Annotated in this window: 21 protein-coding genes; 3 read left to right on the top strand and 18 right to left on the bottom strand. The window is 70.1% G+C overall.

Features of this window, described 5'->3' with window-relative positions; genetic code table 11:
- Position 1 precedes the first annotated feature (1 nt).
- From nuoK to JOL79_RS26415, 14 genes are all read right to left on the bottom strand, one after another.
- Positions 2-298, bottom strand: a complete 297-nt coding sequence (gene nuoK, locus JOL79_RS26480; RefSeq protein WP_210158601.1) for an NADH-quinone oxidoreductase subunit NuoK — start codon at positions 296-298, stop codon at positions 2-4.
- A complete protein-coding gene (locus JOL79_RS26475) occupies positions 295-1260 on the bottom strand; it encodes an NADH-quinone oxidoreductase subunit J (protein ID WP_230985504.1) in 966 nt (321 codons plus the stop codon). The genes nuoK and JOL79_RS26475 overlap by 4 nt, the downstream gene beginning before the upstream one ends.
- Positions 1253-1768, bottom strand: coding sequence for an NADH-quinone oxidoreductase subunit NuoI (gene nuoI, locus JOL79_RS26470; RefSeq protein ID WP_210158600.1), 516 nt, complete (start codon positions 1766-1768; stop codon positions 1253-1255). Before nuoI ends, JOL79_RS26475 begins: the two co-directional genes overlap by 8 nt.
- Positions 1755-3107, bottom strand: a complete 1353-nt coding sequence (gene nuoH / locus JOL79_RS26465) for an NADH-quinone oxidoreductase subunit NuoH (protein ID WP_210158599.1) — start codon at positions 3105-3107, stop codon at positions 1755-1757. Before nuoH ends, nuoI begins: the two co-directional genes overlap by 14 nt.
- The gene (locus JOL79_RS26460; protein WP_210158598.1) at positions 3104-5500 is read right to left on the bottom strand and encodes an NADH-quinone oxidoreductase subunit G; all 2397 of its coding nucleotides are present in this window, start codon (positions 5498-5500) and stop codon (positions 3104-3106) included. Before JOL79_RS26460 ends, nuoH begins: the two co-directional genes overlap by 4 nt.
- Positions 5497-6783 (bottom strand): NADH-quinone oxidoreductase subunit NuoF, encoded by a 1287-nt coding sequence (gene nuoF / locus JOL79_RS26455; protein WP_210158597.1) that lies wholly within the window; start codon positions 6781-6783, stop codon positions 5497-5499. The genes JOL79_RS26460 and nuoF overlap by 4 nt, the downstream gene beginning before the upstream one ends.
- On the bottom strand, positions 6783-7466 hold the full coding sequence (gene nuoE, locus JOL79_RS26450) for an NADH-quinone oxidoreductase subunit NuoE (RefSeq protein ID WP_210158596.1): 684 nt from the start codon (positions 7464-7466) through the stop codon (positions 6783-6785). Before nuoE ends, nuoF begins: the two co-directional genes overlap by 1 nt.
- Positions 7463-8782, bottom strand: coding sequence for an NADH-quinone oxidoreductase subunit D (locus JOL79_RS26445; protein ID WP_210158595.1), 1320 nt, complete (start codon positions 8780-8782; stop codon positions 7463-7465). Before JOL79_RS26445 ends, nuoE begins: the two co-directional genes overlap by 4 nt.
- Entirely contained in the window at positions 8779-9444 is a 666-nt protein-coding gene (locus JOL79_RS26440) for an NADH-quinone oxidoreductase subunit C (RefSeq protein WP_210158594.1), read from the bottom strand. The genes JOL79_RS26445 and JOL79_RS26440 overlap by 4 nt, the downstream gene beginning before the upstream one ends.
- Complete coding sequence (locus JOL79_RS26435; RefSeq protein ID WP_210158593.1) at positions 9441-9992, bottom strand: NuoB/complex I 20 kDa subunit family protein; 552 nt, start codon at positions 9990-9992, stop codon at positions 9441-9443. Before JOL79_RS26435 ends, JOL79_RS26440 begins: the two co-directional genes overlap by 4 nt.
- 2 nt (positions 9993-9994) lie before the next feature.
- On the bottom strand, positions 9995-10354 hold the full coding sequence (locus JOL79_RS26430; protein ID WP_036325316.1) for an NADH-quinone oxidoreductase subunit A: 360 nt from the start codon (positions 10352-10354) through the stop codon (positions 9995-9997).
- Between the two features lie 2 nt (positions 10355-10356).
- Complete coding sequence (locus tag JOL79_RS26425) at positions 10357-10530, bottom strand: hypothetical protein (RefSeq protein ID WP_210158592.1); 174 nt, start codon at positions 10528-10530, stop codon at positions 10357-10359.
- Complete coding sequence (locus JOL79_RS26420) at positions 10527-11798, bottom strand: geranylgeranyl reductase family protein (protein ID WP_210158591.1); 1272 nt, start codon at positions 11796-11798, stop codon at positions 10527-10529. Before JOL79_RS26420 ends, JOL79_RS26425 begins: the two co-directional genes overlap by 4 nt.
- 131 nt (positions 11799-11929) lie before the next feature.
- Positions 11930-12667 carry a demethylmenaquinone methyltransferase gene (locus tag JOL79_RS26415; RefSeq protein WP_210158590.1) on the bottom strand — a complete coding sequence of 246 codons (738 nt, stop codon included), beginning with the start codon at positions 12665-12667 and terminating at the stop codon, positions 11930-11932.
- A 101-nt stretch (positions 12668-12768) separates the two neighbouring features.
- Between JOL79_RS26415 and JOL79_RS26410 the strand changes: the two genes are divergently transcribed.
- The gene (locus tag JOL79_RS26410; RefSeq protein WP_210158589.1) at positions 12769-14040 is read left to right on the top strand and encodes a hypothetical protein; all 1272 of its coding nucleotides are present in this window, start codon (positions 12769-12771) and stop codon (positions 14038-14040) included.
- Here the strand turns inward: JOL79_RS26410 and JOL79_RS26405 are convergent.
- Positions 14037-14249 carry a DUF4229 domain-containing protein gene (locus tag JOL79_RS26405; protein ID WP_210158588.1) on the bottom strand — a complete coding sequence of 71 codons (213 nt, stop codon included), beginning with the start codon at positions 14247-14249 and terminating at the stop codon, positions 14037-14039. The two genes, JOL79_RS26410 and JOL79_RS26405, sit on opposite strands and share 4 nt — an antisense overlap.
- Positions 14250-14508: 259 nt before the next feature.
- Here JOL79_RS26405 and JOL79_RS26400 point away from each other — a divergent pair, with 259 nt between their 5' ends.
- Entirely contained in the window at positions 14509-14730 is a 222-nt protein-coding gene (locus JOL79_RS26400; RefSeq protein ID WP_079315524.1) for a BldC family transcriptional regulator, read from the top strand.
- Between the two features lie 364 nt (positions 14731-15094).
- On the opposite strand, the gene JOL79_RS26395 is transcribed toward JOL79_RS26400, so the two are convergent.
- Both JOL79_RS26395 and JOL79_RS26390 read right to left on the bottom strand, forming a co-directional pair.
- Positions 15095-15331, bottom strand: a complete 237-nt coding sequence (locus JOL79_RS26395; RefSeq protein ID WP_210158587.1) for a hypothetical protein — start codon at positions 15329-15331, stop codon at positions 15095-15097.
- 9 nt (positions 15332-15340) lie between these two features.
- Positions 15341-16309 carry a hypothetical protein gene (locus tag JOL79_RS26390; protein WP_307848739.1) on the bottom strand — a complete coding sequence of 323 codons (969 nt, stop codon included), beginning with the start codon at positions 16307-16309 and terminating at the stop codon, positions 15341-15343.
- A 188-nt stretch (positions 16310-16497) separates the two neighbouring features.
- Between JOL79_RS26390 and JOL79_RS26385 the strand changes: the two genes are divergently transcribed.
- Positions 16498-16806: a PLD nuclease N-terminal domain-containing protein gene (locus JOL79_RS26385; RefSeq protein WP_230985503.1), complete on the top strand. Its 309-nt coding sequence runs from the start codon at positions 16498-16500 to the stop codon at positions 16804-16806.
- A 28-nt stretch (positions 16807-16834) separates the two neighbouring features.
- On the opposite strand, the gene ccsB is transcribed toward JOL79_RS26385, so the two are convergent.
- The gene (ccsB, locus tag JOL79_RS26380; RefSeq protein ID WP_210158585.1) at positions 16835-17803 is read right to left on the bottom strand and encodes a c-type cytochrome biogenesis protein CcsB; all 969 of its coding nucleotides are present in this window, start codon (positions 17801-17803) and stop codon (positions 16835-16837) included.

The raw sequence follows: 17803 nt of genomic DNA, 5'->3' as shown, positions 1-17803 counted from the left end.
CTTAGTGCTTCAGCAGGCTCGCGTCGTCGACCGACGCGGACCTGCGGGTTCGGAAGATCGTCACGATGATGGCCAGGCCGATGACGACCTCGGCGGCGGCCACGATCATCACGAAGAACGCGATGACCTGACCGTCGAGGTTGCCGTTCTGCCGGGCGAAGGTGACGAACGCCAGGTTGCAGGCGTTGAGCATGAGCTCGACGCACATGAAGACCACGATGGCGTTGCGCCGTACGAGCACGCCGACGCCGCCGATGGCGAACAGCAGCGCGGAGAGCACCAGGTAGTGCGTGGTCACTTGCCGTCCTCCTCGCTGGCCGGCCGACCGGCCCGCCCCGGTGTCAGGGCCTCCTCGGCGTCCGCGGGCTCCTCACCCGGGCCGGCCTCAGCGGAGGGCTCGGTGTGGATGGGCTCGCCGTGGATGGGCTCGGTGTCCACCGGCTCGGTGTCCGGGCCGCTCGCGGCCTCCTCGGCCGGAGTCGGCGTGCTGTGCCGCTCGGCCTCCCGGTCGAGCTCGTCCTGCCGCAGCACCTCGGCGATCTCCGGAGGCAGCGTGCCCTCCTCGGCCTCGTGCCGGGCGAGGACGCGGTTGACCGACAGCGGCGAGACGGTGCCGTCGGGCAGCAGCGCGGGCATGTCGATGGCGTTGTGCCGGGCGTAGGTGCCGGGTCCGGGCAGCGACGCCGGGTTCTTGCCGGTCCGGCCGAAGGCGACGAAGCGCTGCCGGGAGAGGTCCTTCTGCGTCGGCTTCGCCTCGGTGCGCTCGCGGTGCGCGAGCACCATCGCGCCGAGCGCCGCCGTGATCAGCAGCGCCGACGTGACCTCGAACGCGAACACGTGGCGGGTGAAGATCAGTTCGGCCAGGGACGGCACGTTGCCCGCCTTCGTGGCGGCGGTCAGGCCCTTGGGCGCGGTCAGCACGACGTTCCCGATGCCGAACGCCAGCAGGGCGGCGAAGCCCAGCCCGGCGACGATGGCCCAGAACCGCTGACCCCTGATCGTCTCCACCAGCGAGTCGGAGGAGTCCACGCCCACGAGCATGAGCACGAACAGGAACAGCATCATGACCGCGCCGGTGTAGACGATGATCTGCACCGCGGCGAGGAACGGCGCGTCCTGCACCGCGTAGAGCACCGCCAGCGAGAGCATGACCACGCCCAGCATGAGGGCCGAGTAGACGGCCCTGCGGCTGAAGACGAGTCCGAGCGCGGCGGCCACCGAAACGACCGCGAGCACCCAGAACGTGATGGACTCACCCATTGCTTTGACCCAACCGGTAGTAGTCCTCCTCGGACTCGCCGAGACGCATCGGGTGGGGCGGCTGCTCCATCCCGGGTCCGAGCGGCGCGAGGAGCATCTCCTTGGTGTAGATCAGCGACTCGCGGCTGGAGTCGGCGAGCTCGTACTCGTTGGTCATCGTGAGCGCCCGGGTCGGGCACGCCTCGATGCACAGCCCGCAGAGGATGCACCGCAGGTAGTTGATCTGGTACACCCGGCCGTACCGCTCACCGGGCGAGTACCGCTCGGAATCGGTGTTGTCGCCGCCCTCGACGTAGATCGCGTCGGCGGGACACGCCCAGGCGCACAGCTCGCAGCCGACGCACTTCTCCAGACCGTCCGGCCACCGGTTCAGCTGGTGACGTCCGTGGAACCGCGGCGCCGTGGGCCGCTTCTCCTCCGGATAGTTGACCGTCACCGGCTTCTTGAACATGTGGTGGAAGGTGACGCCGAATCCCTTGATCGGGTTCAGCCAATCAGTTGCTCCCACTGGTCACCTCCTTGGCGTCGGGGTGAAGACGCGCGGCGGGCACGACTCCGTGGTAGTGCGGGAGGTCGAGCGGCGGCACGGGGAACCCGCCCGCCAGCGGCTCCTCGCGGAGCTGCTCGAACTCCTCCTCGATCTGGGTGGCCTTCGCCTCCCGGCGCCGCTGGTTCACCGTGTCAAACCGGAGCCAGATCACGAACGCGCCGATGATGACCACGCCGCCGATGGTGAACACGAAGGCCTGGTTGGCCTCCGGGAGGCGGGTCGCCTTGAACGTGGCCGCCAGCAGGATCCAGCCCAGGTTGAGCGGGATGAGCACCTTCCAGCCGAAGGCCATCAGCTGGTCGTACCGGACGCGAGGCAGCGACGCCCGGACCCAGACGAAGAATCCGAAGGCGATGGCCAGCTTGGCGAAGAACCACAGCAGCGGCCACCAGCCGGAGTTGGCGCCGCTCCACAGCGAGATCGGCCACGGCGCCCGCCAGCCACCGAAGAACAGCGTGATCGCCATCGCCGAGACGGTGAACACGTTCACGTACTCGGCGAGCATGAACATCGCGAACTTCAGCGAGGAGGAGTATTCGGTGTGGAAGCCGCCGACCAGCTCGCCCTCACCCTCGGGGAGGTCGAACGGCACGCGGTTGGTCTCGCCCAGCATCGTGATCGCGTAGATCAGGAAGGACGGGAGCAGCGACACCACGTACCAGGACGGCATCGTGAGGTGCATGCCCAGGACGTCCCAGGTGCGGCCGCCGGCCTGCTTCGCCACGATCTCCGAGGTGGACAGCGTGCCCGCCTGGAGGAACACCGCGACGAACGACAGACCCATCGCGATCTCGTACGACACCACCTGGGCGCTGGACCGCAGGCCGCCCAGGATCGCGTACGGCGAGCGGGAGCCCCACCCGGCGAGCACGATGCCGTAGACGCCGATCGAGGCGGTCGCCAGGACCAGCAGCACCGCGACCGGCAGGTCGGTGAGCTGGAGCGCCGTCTTGTGGCCGAACATCCAGACCATCGGCCCGAACGGGATGACGGAGAAGGACAGGAAGGCCGGGACCGCGATGATGACCGGGGCCAGGAAGTAGATGACCTTGTCGACGGTCCGCGGCATCAGGTCTTCCTTGAGGCCCATCTTCAGGCCGTCGGCGACCGACTGGAGCAGGCCGAACTTGCCGGCGCGGTTGGGGCCGTAGCGGTGCTGCATGCGTGAGATGAGCTTCCGCTCGGTCCACACGCCGAACAGCACGCCCAGCATCAGGAACACGAATATCGCGACGGCCTTGATGATCGAGATCCACAGGGGATCATGGCCGAAGTCGTTCAGGGTGGGTCCGTTCACGAGACACTCCCGATCGTTACGACGTCGCCCGCCGCCGCGCGCAGGTCGCGGGTGACGGACACTCCGGCGGAGTTGGACGGCACCCACACCACACGGTCGGGCAGGTCCGCGATCCGCACCGGCAGGACGGCGCCCTCGCCGACGGTGATCTTCCCGCCGTCGACCGCGCCGATCTCGGCGGCCGTGGCCTCGGAGACCAGGGCCTCGGCGGCCCGTGCGGTCCCGGCCAGGTACGGCTCGCCGTCCTGGAGCCGGCCGTCGTCGATCAGCAGGTGCCAGGTGGCCAGGACGGCCTCCCCGGCGCGGGGCTCCCGCACCGGCCGCCGGCTGACGACCGGGGCCAGGGCGCGTCCGCCCCGCCAGGCTCCGATGGCGGCGAGTTCGCGCCGCGCGGCCGCCGCGTCGGGCAGGCCCAGGTGGACGTCCATGTGGTCGGCGATCGAGGCGACGGCCCGCAGGTCGCTCATCACTCCCGAGACCGGCGTGGCCGCCTCGAACGAGCGGCCCCTGCCCTCCCAGTCGACGAACGTCCCGGACTTCTCCGCCACCGCGGCGACCGGCAGGACCACGTCGGCCCGGTCGGTGACCGCGCTCGCCCGCACCTCCAGGCTCACGATGAAGGGCGTGTTCTCCAGCGCCTCCAGCGCCCGCGCCGGGTCCGGCAGGTCGTACGGGTCGACGCCCGCCACGACCAGCGCGTCGAGCTCCTCGTTCAGCGCGGCCTCGATGATCCCCGCGGTGTCGCGGCCGGGGGCGGCGGGCACCGAGCCCACGCCCCAGGCCCTGGCGATCTCGGCCCGGGCGGTCTCGTCGTCGATCGGTCGGCCGATCGGCAGCAGGTTGGGCAGGGCGCCCGCCTCAAGCGCACCCCGCTCCCCGGCCCGGCGCGGCACCCAGGCGAGCCGGGCGCCGGTCGCCTGCGCGAGCCGTACGAGGGCGGACAGGGCGCCGGGGGTGGTGGCGAGCCGCTCACCGGCGAGCACGATCGCGCCGGCCGGCAGCAGGTCGCCGGTGACCAGGTCGCCGAGCGCCTCGGCCTCCGCCCCGGGGACGGTCCTGATGAGCGTGCCGTTCATCTTGGCCAGGCCCGGCGTCGCGAACGGCGCCAGCGAGTAGACCTTCAGGCCCCGCTTGCGCGCCGCCTTGCGGAGCCGGAGGAAGACGATGGGCGACTCGTCTTCGGGCTCGAATCCGGCGAGGAGCACGGCCGGGGCCGTCTCCAGGTCGGTGTAGGAGACCTCGATGCCCCGGCCCGCGACGGAGTGGGCGAGGAACCGCGCCTCCTCCTCGGAGTGGGGCCTGGCCCGGAAGTCGATGTCGTTGGTGTCGAGCGCGATCCGGGCGAACTTGCTGTACGCGTAGGCGTCCTCGACGGTGAGCCGGCCGCCGGCCAGCACGGCCGCCCTGCCCCTGGCCCGCGCCAGGCCCTCGGCCGCCACCGCGAGCGCCTCCGGCCACGAGGCCGGGACCAGCTTGCCGTCCTCGTCGCGGATCAGCGGCGTCTTCAGCCGGTCGGGCTGGGTGGCGTAGGCGAAGGCCCAGCGGCCCTTGTCGCAGTTCCACTCCTCGTTGACCTGCGGGTCGTCGCCGGCGAGGCGCCGGGTGACCTTGCCGCGCCGGTGGTCGGTGCGCAGCGCGCAGCCCGACGCGCAGTGCTCACACGCGCTCGGCGTGGAGACCAGGTCGAACGGACGGGACCGGAACCGGTAGGCCGCGCCGGTCAGCGCGCCGACCGGGCAGATCTGCACCGTGTTGCCGGAGAAGTAGGACTGGAACGGCTCGCCGTCGGCGACGCCCACCTGTTCCTTGGCCCCGCGCTCGAAGAAGTCGATCAGCGGGTCGCCGGCGATCTCGTCGGAGAACCGGATGCACCGGGCGCACTGGATGCAGCGCTCCCGGTCGAGCAGCACCTCGGTCGACAGCCCGATCGGCTTCTCGAAGGTCCGCTTCTCCTCCTGGAACCGGCTCTCGCCCTGGCCGTTCGACATGGCCTGGTTCTGCAGGGGGCACTCGCCGCCCTTGTCGCACACCGGGCAGTCGAGCGGGTGGTTCAGCAGGAGCATCTCCATTACGCCGCGCTGGGCCTTCTCGGCCACCGGCGAGGTGAGCTGCGTCTGCACGACCATGCCCTGGGCGACCTCGATGGCGCAGGAGGGCTGCGGCTTGGGGAAGCCGCGGCCGTTGCCCGCGTCGGTGATGTCCACCAGGCACTGGCGGCAGTTGGCGGCCGGGGCGAGCAGCGGGTGGTCGCAGAACCGGGGGATCTGGATGCCCACCAGCTCCGCGGCCCTGATGATCAGCGTGCCCTTGGGGACGCTGATCTGGAAACCGTCGATGGTCAGGGTGACCATGTCGACGACCGGCTGCTCCGGCTGCGTCGTCTGAACTGTCACTTGGACCCCCACACCGTGGAAGCGGCGGGATCGAACGGGCAGCCGCCGATCTCGAAGTGCTTGAGGTATTCGTCGCGGAAGTGCTTCACCGACGAGTGGATCGGGCTCGTCGCGCCGTCGCCGAGGGCGCAGAACGAACGGCCGAGGATGTTGTCGGCGATGTCGGTGATCGTAACCAGGTCGTCCTCGGTGCCCTGGCCCTTCTCCAGCCGCTTGAGCACCTGCTTGAGCCAGTAGGTGCCCTCACGGCAGGGCGTGCACTTCCCGCAGGACTCGTGGGCGTAGAACTCGGTCCACCGCAGGACGGCGCGGACCACGCAGGTCGTCTCGTCGAAGATCTGCAGAGCCCGGGTGCCGAGCATGGAGCCCTTGGCCCCGACCGACTCGAAGTCGAGGGGCACGTCGAGGTGCTCGGCCGTGAAGATCGGCGTGGACGAACCGCCCGGCGTCCAGAACTTCAGCTCGTGGCCCTCGCGGATGCCGCCCGCCATGTCGAGCAGCTCGCGCAGCGTGATGCCGAGCGGCGCCTCGTACTGCCCCGGTCGGGTGACGTGGCCAGACAGGGAGAAGATGCCGAAGCCCTTGGACTTCTCCGTGCCCATCCCGGCGAACCAGTCGGCGCCGTTGGCCACGATGCTCGGCACGCTCGCCACCGACTCGACGTTGTTGATCACCGTCGGGCAGGCGTACAGGCCGGCGACCGCCGGGAACGGCGGCTTGAGCCTGGGCTGGCCGCGGTATCCCTCCAGCGAGTCGAGCAGCGCGGTCTCCTCGCCGCAGATGTACGCCCCGGCGCCGCTGTGCACCACGAGCTCCAGGTCGTACCCGGAGCCGAAGATGTCGGTGCCCAGGTAGCCCTTCTCGTACGCCTCGCGGACCGCGGCCTGCACCCGGCGGACGACGTGGAGCACCTCGCCGCGGATGTAGATGAAGGCGTGGTTGGCCCGGATCGCGTACGAGGTGATGATCACACCCTCGATCAGCGAGTGCGGGTTGGCCATCATGAGCGGGATGTCCTTGCAGGTCCCCGGCTCGGACTCGTCGGCGTTGACCACCAGATAGTGGGGCTTGCCGTCGTTCTGGGGAATGAAGCCCCACTTCATGCCGGTGGGGAAGCCCGCGCCGCCGCGGCCCCGCAGGCCCGAGTCCTTGACCATCTGGATGATGGCGTCCGGGTCGGTGCCGAGGGCCTTCCTGGCCGCCGAGTATTCGCCGTACCCGTCCAGGGTGAACGAGTCGGGCAGGTCCCAGTTACTGGTCAGGACCGGTGTCAGCTGTGTCATTACTTCTCGCTCCCCCGCTCCTGAGCGCCGGGCCTGGGGGCCTCCCAGCCGTTCGCCTTGGCGATCTTCAGACCTTCCAGGGACGGGCCGGCCGCCGACGGGCCGTCGCCGGCCTGGCCGTCGGGGAATCCGGCGAGCACCCGGGAGGCCTCCTTGAAGGTGCACAGCCGGCCCGGCCCGCGGGTCGGGACGACCGGCCTGCCCTCACGCAGGTCGTCGACGAGCTGCTTGGCCGACTCGGGCGTCTGGTTGTCGAAGAACTCCCAGTTGACCATCATCACCGGCGCGAAGTCGCAGGCGGCGTTGCACTCCAGCCGCTCCAGCGTGATCTTGCCGTCGGAGGTCGTCTCGTCGTGGCCGACGCCCGCGTGCTCGGTCAGCTCGGCCCAGATCTGGTCGCCGCCCATGATGGCGCACAGCGAGTTGATGCAGACGCCGACGTTGTACTCGCCGGACGGCCTGCGCTTGTACATCGTGTAGAACGTCGCCACGCCGACGACCTCGGCCTTCGACAGGCCCAGCATCTCGGCGCAGAACTCCTGGCCGTCGTCGGAGACGTAGCCGTCCTCCGACTGCACCAGGTGAAGCAGCGGCAGCAGCGCCGACCGCGGCTTGGGGTAGCGGCCGATGATCTCCTTGGCGTCCGTCTCCAGACGCTCGCGGACCTCGGGCGAGTAGCTCATCGGTCCACACCTCCCATGACGGGGTCGATCGAGGCCACCGCCGAGATGACGTCGGCGATCATGCCGCCCTCGCACGTCGCGGGCAGTGCCTGCAGGTTGGTGAAGGACGGGTCGCGGAAGTGCACCCGGTAGGGCCGGGTCCCGCCGTCGCTCACGACGTGGGCCCCCAGCTCGCCGCGCGGCGACTCCACCGACGCGTACGCCTGTCCGGCGGGCACCCGGAAGCCCTCGGTCACCAGCTTGAAGTGGTGGATCAGGGCCTCCATCGAGCTGCCCATGATGTGGGCGATGTGGTCGGGCGAGTTGCCGAGACCGTCGGGGCCGAGCGCGAGCTGCGAGGGCCAGCCGATCTTCTTGTCCTCGATCATCACCGGGCCGCCCTTCAGCGGACCGGACAGCCGGTCGAGCGCCTGCTCGATGATCTTGAGGGACTCCTCCATCTCGGCGACCCGGACGAGGTAGCGGCCGTACACGTCGCAGCTGTTCTCCGTGGGCACGTCGAACTCGTAGGTCTCGTAACCCAGGTACGGCTGCGACTTGCGCAGGTCCCACGGGAGCCCGGCCGCCCGAAGCATGGGCCCGGTGATCCCGAGCGCCATGCAGCCGGTCAGGTCGAGGTAGGCCACGTCCTTGGTCCGGCGGGTGTAGACCGGGTTGGCGTCGAGAAGCTTGCGCATCTCCTTGATCCGCCCCGGCATGACCTTGAGGAATTCGCCGATCTTGTCGACCGCGCCGGCCGGCAGGTCGACGCTGACGCCGCCCGGCCGGACGTACGCCATGTTCATCCGCAGACCGGTGATGTACTCGAACAGGTCGAGCACCATCTCGCGCTCGCGGAAGCCGAACAGCATCGGGGTCGTCGCGCCGAGCTCGAGGCCGAAGGTCGCGATGGCCACCAGGTGGGAGGAGATCCGGTTGAGCTCCATCATCATGACCCGGATGGCCTGCGCCCGCTCGGGGATCCGGTCGGTGATGCCCAGGAGCTTCTCCACCGCCATGCAGTACGCCGTCTCGTTGAAGATCGGCGCCAGGTAGTCCATGCGCGTGACGAACGTGACCCCCTGGGTCCACGTCCGGAACTCCATGTTCTTCTCGATGCCGGTGTGGAGATACCCGATCACCGTGCGGGCCTCGGTCACCGTCTCGCCGTCGAGAGTGAGCACGAGCCGGAGCACGCCGTGGGTCGACGGGTGCTGCGGGCCCATGTTGATGACGAGCCGCTCCTCCGCCGAGTCGGTGACCTCCTGGACCAGCTCGTCCCAGTCCTGGCCGGCGACGTCGTAGATCCGGCCCTCCGTCTCGGTTGTGCTGGTCACGAGTACGACCTCCTCTTGTCCGGCGCGGGGACCTCGGCGCCGCGGTAGTCCACCGGGATGCCGCCGAGCGGGTAGTCCTTCCGCTGGGGGTGGCCCTCCCAGTCGTCCGGCATCTCGATCCGGGTCAGGCCCGGGTGGCCGTCGAAGACGATTCCGAAAAAGTCGTACGTCTCGCGCTCGTGCCAGTCGTGCGTGGGGTAGACCGGAACGGTGGACGGAATGCGCGGGTCGGCGTCGGGGCAGGACGTCTCGACGCGGACGCGGCGGTTGTGCGTGATCGAGCACAGGTGGTAGACCGCGTGCAGCTCGGCGCCGGTGTCCTCCGGATAGTGCACGCCCGACACGCCCAGGGACAGCTCGAACCGCAGGGCGGGGTCGTCGCGCAGCCCTCGCATCACGTCGACCAGGTGCTCCCTGGCCACGTGGAAGGTGACCTCGCCGCGGTCCACGACGACCCGCTCGATCGCGCCGGCGAACGACGCCTCCAGCGTGTCGGCGATCTCGTCGAAGTACGACCCGTACGGCCGGGCGCTCGACGGCTTCGGCGGGCGGCGCACCACGAGGCGGCCGTAGCCCGAGGTGTCGCCGGTGTCGTGGACGCCGAACATGCCCCGGCGGGCGACCGGCTCCTCCGGCAGCCCCGGCAGATTGTCGGTGGTCACTTCCCGGCTCCCTGCTCGATCAGCGGCAGCGTCCGCAGGGCCCGCAGTTCGAGCTCGTCGATCTGCCGGTCGCGGTGCGCGCCGAACTTCATGTTCTGGATCTTGTCGTGCAGCTTCACGATGGCGTCGATCAGCATCTCGGGCCGCGGCGGGCAGCCCGGCAGGTAGATGTCGACGGGCACGACGTGGTCCACACCCTGCACGATGGCGTAGTTGTTGAACATTCCGCCGCTCGACGCGCAGACGCCCATCGCGATGACCCACTTGGGCTCGGCCATCTGGTCGTAGATCTGCCGGAGCACGGGCGCCATCTTCTGCGAGAGGCGACCGGCCACGATCATCAGGTCGGCCTGACGGGGAGACGCCGAGGCCCGTTCCATGCCGAACCGGGCCAGGTCGTGGTGAGGGCCGCCGGTGGCCATCAGCTCGATCGCGCAGCAGGCGAGACCGAACGTGGCCGGCCATACGGAGTTCTTCCGGGCCCAGCCGGCCACCTGCTCGACGGTGGTGAGGACGAACCCGCTCGGGAGTTTCTCTTCAAGACCCATGGCTAATCCCAATCGAGGCCGCGGCGGCGCCACACGTAGGCGTACGCCACGAGGACGGTGACGATGAACAGCACCATCTCGACCAGCCCGAACACGCCGAGCTTGTCGAAGGCCACCGCCCACGGATAGAGGAAGATGATCTCGATGTCGAACACGATGAACAACATCGCGGTGATCATGTACTTCAGCGGGAAGCGGCCGCCGCCGACGGGCTGCGGAGTGGGTTCGATGCCGCACTCGTAGGCGTCCAGCTTGGCGCGGTTCCAGCGCTTGGGCCCCGTGAAGGGCGCGATGCCCACGGAGAACACGGCGAACCCCGCCGCGAGGACCGCGAGCACCAGAATCGGTACATACAGCTCCATGGCTACATGTCCTCGCTTACTCGGTGGAGATGGACGGTCACATGACCACGCTTCGGGCGACGGGCGGCGGTCGCCGGGGCGCTCACCCGGGCCGCCGGGTGACGACCGGCGGTCGCGACGCCGGTCCTGGCGGCCGTCCCGGCCACCGGCTGGAGAGTGCGGTACGTCTCGGTCATGAAGGCGGAGCCACCTTGGACAGGGCGTTGATTATGCGGTCGGAGGCGTCGCCTCGACGGTCTGTGAGATTAGCGAGGAGTTTCAGGGCGAATCTCATCAGGGTGGGGTGTGGCAGCCCGTGCCGCGTGGCGAAGTTCATCACCCCGGGCCGGCCGATGGCCTCCACGAAGAGGCGGCCGAGGGTGAAGTAACCCCCGTATACGTCTTTGAGGATACGCGGATACGCGAGTAAAACCCGCTCACGCTGGGCGGACGTCGGCCGGGCGAGCGCCTGGACGATCACTTCCGCCGCCGTGCGGCCGGTCTCCATCGCGTAGGCGATGCCCTCGCCGTTGAAGGGGTTGATGGATCCGCCGGCGTCGCCGACGAGCATGAGCCCGCGGGTGTAGTGGGGCTGCCGGTTGAAGCCCATCGGCAGCGCCGCGCCCCTGATCGGGCCGGTCATGTTCTCCTCGCTGAAGCCCCACTCGGGGGGCATGCCCTTCACCCAGCGCCGGAGCAGGTCGCGGTAGTCGATGTTCTTGAAAGATTCACTCGTGTTCAGCAGGCCGAGGCCGACGTTCGACGTGCCGTCGCCCACCCCGAAGATCCAGCCGTAGCCGGGGAGCAGCCGGTCGCCGTCCCACAGCTCGAGCCACGACTCCAGGTAGTCGTCGTCGTGGCGGGGGCTGCGGTAGTAGGTCCGCACCGCGACGCCCATCGGACGGTCCGTGCGCTTGTGCAGGCCCATCCCGATCGACAGCCGGGTGGAGTTGCCGTCGGCCGCGACGACCAGCCGCGCCCGGTAGACGACCTCCTCGCCGTCCTGCTTGGCGACGACGCCGACGGCGTGGCCGCTGCGCTCGTCCAGCAGCGGGCCGGTGACGTTGACGCCCTCGCGGAGCCGCACTCCGGCGCGCTCGGCGTGCCTGGCGAGGATCTCGTCGAAGTCGGCGCGCGTGCGGACCAGGCCGAAGTCGGGGAAGCTGTGCAGCTCGGGCCAGTCGAGCTCGAGCCGGAGGCCGCCGCCGATCACCCGGAGGCCCTTGTTCCTGATCCAGCCGGGGGCGTCGATGTCGACGCCCATCGCGATGAGCTCCCGGACCGCGCGCGGCGTCAGCCCGTCGCCGCAGACCTTCTCACGGGGGAAGCGCGTCTTCTCCAGCACCAGCACGTCGAGCCCGGCCCGAGCGAGGTAGAAGGCGGCCGTCGACCCCGCGGGACCCGCACCGACGACGATGACGTCGGCGTCGACCGCATTCCGGGCTTCGCGGGACTGCTCGCTCACGGGGGACCTGTCCTGTCCAAGGAAGGAAGGCCTCGATGGTGTTTGGGACCTTCGTGCCTTTGTGAACCTCTTCACAATCTGTCGCGCGGCAGTCTAACCCCTATCCGCCCGACAGTGTCAGACGGGTGCGCCTAAGCACCGGCCGCCATCGGCTTGATCGCGCGATGCAACGCCACGACGCCGAGCGTCAGGTTGCGCCAGGCGACCTTCTCCCAGCCCGCGTCACGGATCGTGCCCGCCAGGGCCGCCTGGCCGGGCCACGCCCGGATCGACTCGGCCAGATATACGTACGAATCCGGATTGGTGCTCACCACCCGCGCCACCGGGGGCAGCATCCTCATCAGGTACTGCGAGTAGACCAGGTCGAACGACTTCGGCGTGGGACGGGAGAACTCGCAGATCACGAGCTTGCCCCCCGGCCGGGTCACCCGCAGCATCTCGCGCAGCGCCTCCTCGGTGTCGGCCACGTTGCGCAGGCCGAAGGAGATGGTGACCGCGTCGAACACGTCGTCGGCGAAGGGCAGGTGGAGCGCGTCGCCCGCGACGAAGGTCACGCCGCGCACCCCTCCGCCGTGCAGACCGGAGCCGCCGCGCCGCTCGACGCCCGTGCGAAGCATGCCCAGCGAGAAGTCACACGCGATCGCCCGCGCGCCGAGCGCGGTGAAGGCGTCGGTCGAGGTGCCGGTGCCGGCCGCGAGATCGAGGACGAGCTCGCCCGGCCCCGCGTCGACGGCGTCCGCGGTCACCTTCCGCCACTGCCTGACCTGGCCCAGCGAGAGAACGTCGTTGACGAGGTCGTAGCGCCGGGCCGTGCGATCGAACATCGCGGCGACCTCGCGCGGCTGCTTGTCGAGCGATGCGCGTGTCATGCAGGCAAGCCTAGGCCGCACGGGGACCGGGGCCTCACCGTCGTGGCCGGATGAGCGGAACGTAGTTCTTCAATTACGCCGCGTCTGCTAGAACTTGGGGAATGGCCTCGAGAACCGCACTCGTCACGCTGGCGACGCTCGCCACGCTTCCCGCACCGGCCGCGCCGGCGCGGGCGGCGGCGACGCCCCGTGTCCTGCCGCCGGCCGGGGTCACGCAGCCCCGGGTGGTCTCGGCCGATCCCGTGGACGTCACACCCCACGTGCTCGACGGCATCGTCACGGCGTTCGCCCTGGTCGGGCACACCGTGGTCGTGGGCGGGCAGTTCACCGCGGTGCGGGAGGCCGGCGGCGGCGAGGAGCTGCCGCGGGCCAACATCTTCGCCTTCGACCTCCGCACCGGCCGGGTCCTGCCGGACTTCGCGCCGGATCTCGACGGACCCGTGTCCGCCCTGGCCCCAGGGCCGGGCGGCACCGTCTACGCCGGAGGCTCGTTCACCACACCGGTCCGGGCCCTGATCCGGCTACGGGTGCGCGACGGCTCGCCGGTCGAGTCGTTCTACGCCCCCGTCTACGGCGGCGACGTGTCCAGCCTGGTACGGCTGGGCGACCGGCTCTATGTGGGCGGCGACTTCGCCAGGGTCGGGCGCAGCCCGCGCACGGCGCTGGCCCGGGTGGACGCCGCGACGGGCGAGGTCGACCCGGCGTTCACGGTCACCCCGGGCGACGGGCCCGGCGGCGCCGCCGCGATCTACTCGATGGCCGCCGTCCGCGACCGATTAGTGGTCGACGGTTCCTTCCGTACGCTCGACGGGCTGCGCCGCCCGCAGCTGGGGGTCATCGATCTGACCGCCGGCCGGGTGGCCGACTGGCACACCGAGGCGTACGCGGCGAACTGCAAGCCCGACTTCCCGTCCTATCTGCGGGGGCTGGACCTGTCGCCCGACGGGCGCTACTTCGTGGTCGTCACGACCGGGGGGCCCGCGCCGCGGACGGCGAAGCTCTGCGATTCCGCGGCTCGGTTCGAGACGTACGCGAGGGGCGAGCGGATCCGCCCCACCTGGGTGAACCTCACGGGGGGCGACTCGCTCTATTCGGTCGCCGTGACCGGGGCCGCCGTGTACGTCGGAGGACATCAGCGCTGGTTGGACAACCCGCTCGGATCGGATTCCGCGGGCCGTGGGGCGGTGAGCCGCCCCGGCATCGGGGCGATCAACCCGGGCACCGGCAGGGCGCTGGCGTGGAACCCGACGCGAGAAAGGGGAATCGGGGTAAAGGCGTTCCTCAGCGTTAAGAAGGGGCTTTTGGTGGGAAGCGACACGACAGAGCTCGGGCATGAGTACCATGCCCGCGTCGGCATGTTCCCGGCGACCTAGTTCTCCCCCGCTCCCCGGCGATTCCTGGCGATGCGCTCGCTGATCGCGTCGCGCTGTTTGGACAGCAGGACGTAGCTGGCGAATCCGCTGATGAGGAACGCCAGTCCGAGCAGCACCGGGAGCGACTGAAGGCCCACGAGGCGCAGGACGGCGAGAGCGACGGCGAACAGGCCGAGGCGGGAAAGGGTGTAAACGACGACCGGATGCACACCGTCGAGGTTACGTCACTCTCACGAGACCTCGGTCGCTCTTCGCATCAGCGCTGGACACTGCTAGTGTTCACAACAAGGCGCTTTTGTAAAGAAACACCCATGAGCGCCCCAAAGAGGCTCTATCATATAACAATCGGGCACTGAGCCGGTAACAACCCGTGATCTTCTCCGAAAACCACGGATAAATCAGGCTTCGCTCGGCACACTGGTTACCTGTCCGCCCGCTGCAGGACGCGGGACGCGAGGGGGAGAGATTGTGGAGAGTAGCAGCGAGCGACTGCTGACTCCTGGAGAGGTTGCCGCACTCTTCAGGGTCGACCCGAAGACCGTGACCCGTTGGGCCGCGGCTGGGCGAATCAGCAGCATCCGTACCCCCGGAGGGCACAGGCGGTTCCGCGAGTCGGAAGTACACGCCCTCCTTCGCGGCGAGGACGTCCTCACGGCCGAACGGCCGAACGGCGACTCACCGCGAGTCTGACGCACCAACCAGCACCGAGTGATCCTGCGCGTTACCCGGACGCCGCAGGGTCACCGGAGTCGGCTCCGCCGCGTCGCCCCCTGCACCACCATGCCTACCGGCTCGTCCTGCACCCTTGCCGGCCCGGGTTCGTTCCTGTCTCGTCCTCGTTCAGCCCTCATCGCGCTCCCGGCACCGCCCCGGCCAACTCGGCCGGCAGGCACGACCGGGGCGGCACAGCGGCGGTGTGAGCGGCGGTGGCGTGCGCGACGAACCAGGAGTGATGCGGTGAAGGCGGGCGCCGCTGCGCCCGGCCGACGCTAACCGAGGACCCCGGAGATCTCTTCGGGGAACTCGTCCGCTCCGGCTCAGCCGTCAGAGCCTCCTACTCCTGATCCGCCTTGAAGGCGAGGAACGCCTTCTCCAGCTCCGCGTCGTCCTCACGCCACCGGCGGCGCCGTTCGAGCGCCTCCTCCTCGGTGATCGACTCCGCCAGCCATCCGTCGTAGCCGGGATCGCCCGGCCCTACCTCGACGTAGGCGTTGCCGATCAGGCGCCCGTCATCGCTGGTCACCGATTGGGGCACGCGGAGTGTCCCGTCGCCGAGCCGGATCACGAACATCAGAATCACCTAGATCCCGTAGCGCCTGTTGAAGAAGAGCATCACGTTGAGCGCCGCCCGCGTGTCACCGCCCAGCATGTCGACCAGGGCCGGGCGCTGCCTGGACGCGATCGCGGCGAACGCGTCGGCGAAGAACTCCTTGCGCCCGAGGCCCGCCGGCTGCCGGTGGAAGGACGAGGCGAAGAGCGGCAGGCACTCCTCGTACAGGCGGGCGAAGTCGGGGCAGTCGGAGACCCACTCGCCCGCGGCGGCGTCCACGTCGTCGAGCGCGTGCCCCACCTCGTGCAGCATCACGTCCGGCGTGGGCGACGGCCGGTCGCCCACCACGATCTTGCGGTCGCCGTACGCGCCGGCGCAGACGTCCCAGGTGGCACGGCCGGACGGCAGCGGCGCCCCGCGCAGGTAGCCCATGTCGTCGAGGTCGGGCACCCCGCCCCGGCCCACGTAGATGCCGTCGAGCCCGATGGCGAGCTTCGTCTTGATCTGGTCGGGCAGCCTGGCCAGGCTGTCGACGGCCCGTACGGCGTCGGCGGACGGCGGCCCCTCGGCGGCGTCCCACTGGCGGTACAGGACGCGTTCGAGCGGCCCGCAGTGCCGCCTGCCGTCCCGCAGGTCGGGCACGTCGGGGCCGTGCGGCGTGGCCCGCAGCGGCTGGTCGTCGAGCTCGAAGTCGCGCCAGGTGTACTGGGGCCGATCGTCGACCACGGGCGCGGTCACCGTGTGGACCCGCTCCACCGGGCGCTCCGGCTCGGGGTACCAGTCCGGCGTCCGCTCCGCCGGGCGCCCGGCGGCGTCGGCCCGGCGATGCGCCGACAGGTACGGCCCGCGCTGCCACCACCGCGAGCCCCGCCGGTGGCGGCCCCTGTCGCCCGGATCCGCCATCGCACCCCTCTTGTCGCGCTCCCCGCCGTCATCGGGCCCGGCAGACGACCGCACGCACTCGCCGGCGATCTCGCGACCCGCTCTGTACCGGTCCACCGTACGATGCTGATCGGGCCGCGTCATCCCCAACGGCCCTCTTGGCTCACGGCGGTCACGCAGGCGTCCCCGCCGCGGGTTTTACCCGGCCGGATTCCCCCCAGCCGTGCGTGCCAATCGGCGTCTCCGCCGGTCCGGATGCGGGCGGACCAGCCCAATCACTCGCCGCGATGGCTTACCGTGTGGGCATGCCTAGCGTGATTATCGGCCTGGCGCTGCTTGCCTTCTGGCTCTACTGCCTGCTCGACGTGATCACGACCCCCGGGCAGGAGATGATGACCCTGTCGAAGCCTCTGTGGGTGCTCATCGTGGTGGTCCTCGCCGCGCTGGGCGGCTTGTTCTGGCTGTTCCTGGGCCGTCCCCCGCGCGTCAGGGAGATCGTGTACGGCCCCATGGCCGCTCGTGCGCGGGCGTCGCACCACGAGACGCCGCGCGGACCCGACGACGACCCCGAGTTCCTGCGCAGGCTGGAGCGCCGTCTCCGCGACGAGGACTGACGGCGCCCATCCCCTCCGTGCCTGTCTCCTAGCTCGGCACGTCCGCGTAGGAGTGCAGGCCCGAGATGAAGATGTTCACCCCGATCAGGTTGAACAGCAGGCAGGCGAACGCGACGAGCGAGATGATGATCGCCGCCCTGCCGCGCCAGCCCGCGGTGGCGCGGGCGTGCAGGTACGCGGCGTACACGACCCACGTGACGAACGCCCAGACCTCCTTGGGGTCCCAGCCCCAGTAGCGTCCCCAGGCCCGGTCGGCCCACATCGCCCCGGCGATCACGGCGAACGTCCAGATCGGGAAGGAGATCACGATCGTCCGGTGGACGACGCGCTCCAGCACCTCGCGGGTCGGCAGGCTGGACGCCCGCCCGTCCTTGCGGATCAGGTAGAGGATGGCGCAGACGCCCGCGAGGACGAAGAGCCCGCTGGCCACGATCGCCGCGGTCACGTGGATGGCGATCCAGTACGAGTGCAGGGCGGGCATCACCGGCCCGGCCTGGACATGCAGGAAGAGCACCGCGAAGCCGAGGCCGAGAGCTGCCGTCAGCGTGACGAACGCCCCGAGGAACCGGATCGGCTGACGTGTCAGCAGCACCAGGAACGCCGTGACGGCCGCGAAGCAGATAGCCACCACGAACTCGTACATGTTGCCCCACGGCCACCGGTCGACGGCGAGGCCGCGGGTGAGGATGCCGGCGAGGTTGCCCGCCCAGGCGAGCCAGGAGATCACGACACCCGCCGAACCCGCCGTGATCGCCCATCCGGCGGCCTGCTGCGGCTCGGCGCCGCCACCGTCCCCCGCGCCCTCCCCTACGCCGTTCTCCGGGGCCGCGGGGGCGCCGACCGTGACCAGCCTGCGCTCCGCCACGACCGCCGTACGGACCCGGCCGAAGGCCAGCTCCAGGGCGAAGCAGATCATGGCGGCGAGATAGAGCAGGACGGTGACCAGGACGAGCTGATCGCTCACCGTGGCGAGTCCGTCGTTGACCTGCGTGAGCAT

The organism is Microbispora oryzae, assembly GCF_017896165.1.
GTDB classification, from domain to species: Bacteria; Actinomycetota; Actinomycetes; order Streptosporangiales; family Streptosporangiaceae; genus Microbispora; species Microbispora oryzae.
This window is presented reverse-complemented; position numbering and strand designations above follow the sequence as displayed.

Bases quoted from the DNA above. Each gene is read 5' to 3' on its own strand.
- nuoF (WP_210158597.1), bottom strand. From the start codon at position 6,783: ATGACACAGCTGACACCGGTCCTGACCAGTAACTGGGACCTGCCCGAC.
- nuoE (WP_210158596.1), bottom strand. From the start codon at position 7,466: ATGAGCTACTCGCCCGAGGTCCGCGAGCGTCTGGAGACGGACGCCAAG.
- JOL79_RS26415 (WP_210158590.1), bottom strand. From the start codon at position 12,667: ATGACACGCGCATCGCTCGACAAGCAGCCGCGCGAGGTCGCCGCGATG.
- JOL79_RS26430 (WP_036325316.1), bottom strand. From the start codon at position 10,354: ATGGAGCTGTATGTACCGATTCTGGTGCTCGCGGTCCTCGCGGCGGGG.
- JOL79_RS26385 (WP_230985503.1), top strand. From the start codon at position 16,498: ATGCCTAGCGTGATTATCGGCCTGGCGCTGCTTGCCTTCTGGCTCTAC.
- ccsB (WP_210158585.1), bottom strand. From the start codon at position 17,803: ATGCTCACGCAGGTCAACGACGGACTCGCCACGGTGAGCGATCAGCTC.
- JOL79_RS26425 (WP_210158592.1), bottom strand. From the start codon at position 10,530: ATGACCGAGACGTACCGCACTCTCCAGCCGGTGGCCGGGACGGCCGCC.
- JOL79_RS26410 (WP_210158589.1), top strand. From the start codon at position 12,769: ATGGCCTCGAGAACCGCACTCGTCACGCTGGCGACGCTCGCCACGCTT.
- JOL79_RS26435 (WP_210158593.1), bottom strand. From the start codon at position 9,992: ATGGGTCTTGAAGAGAAACTCCCGAGCGGGTTCGTCCTCACCACCGTC.
- JOL79_RS26395 (WP_210158587.1), bottom strand. From the start codon at position 15,331: ATGTTCGTGATCCGGCTCGGCGACGGGACACTCCGCGTGCCCCAATCG.
- JOL79_RS26475 (WP_230985504.1), bottom strand. From the start codon at position 1,260: ATGGGTGAGTCCATCACGTTCTGGGTGCTCGCGGTCGTTTCGGTGGCC.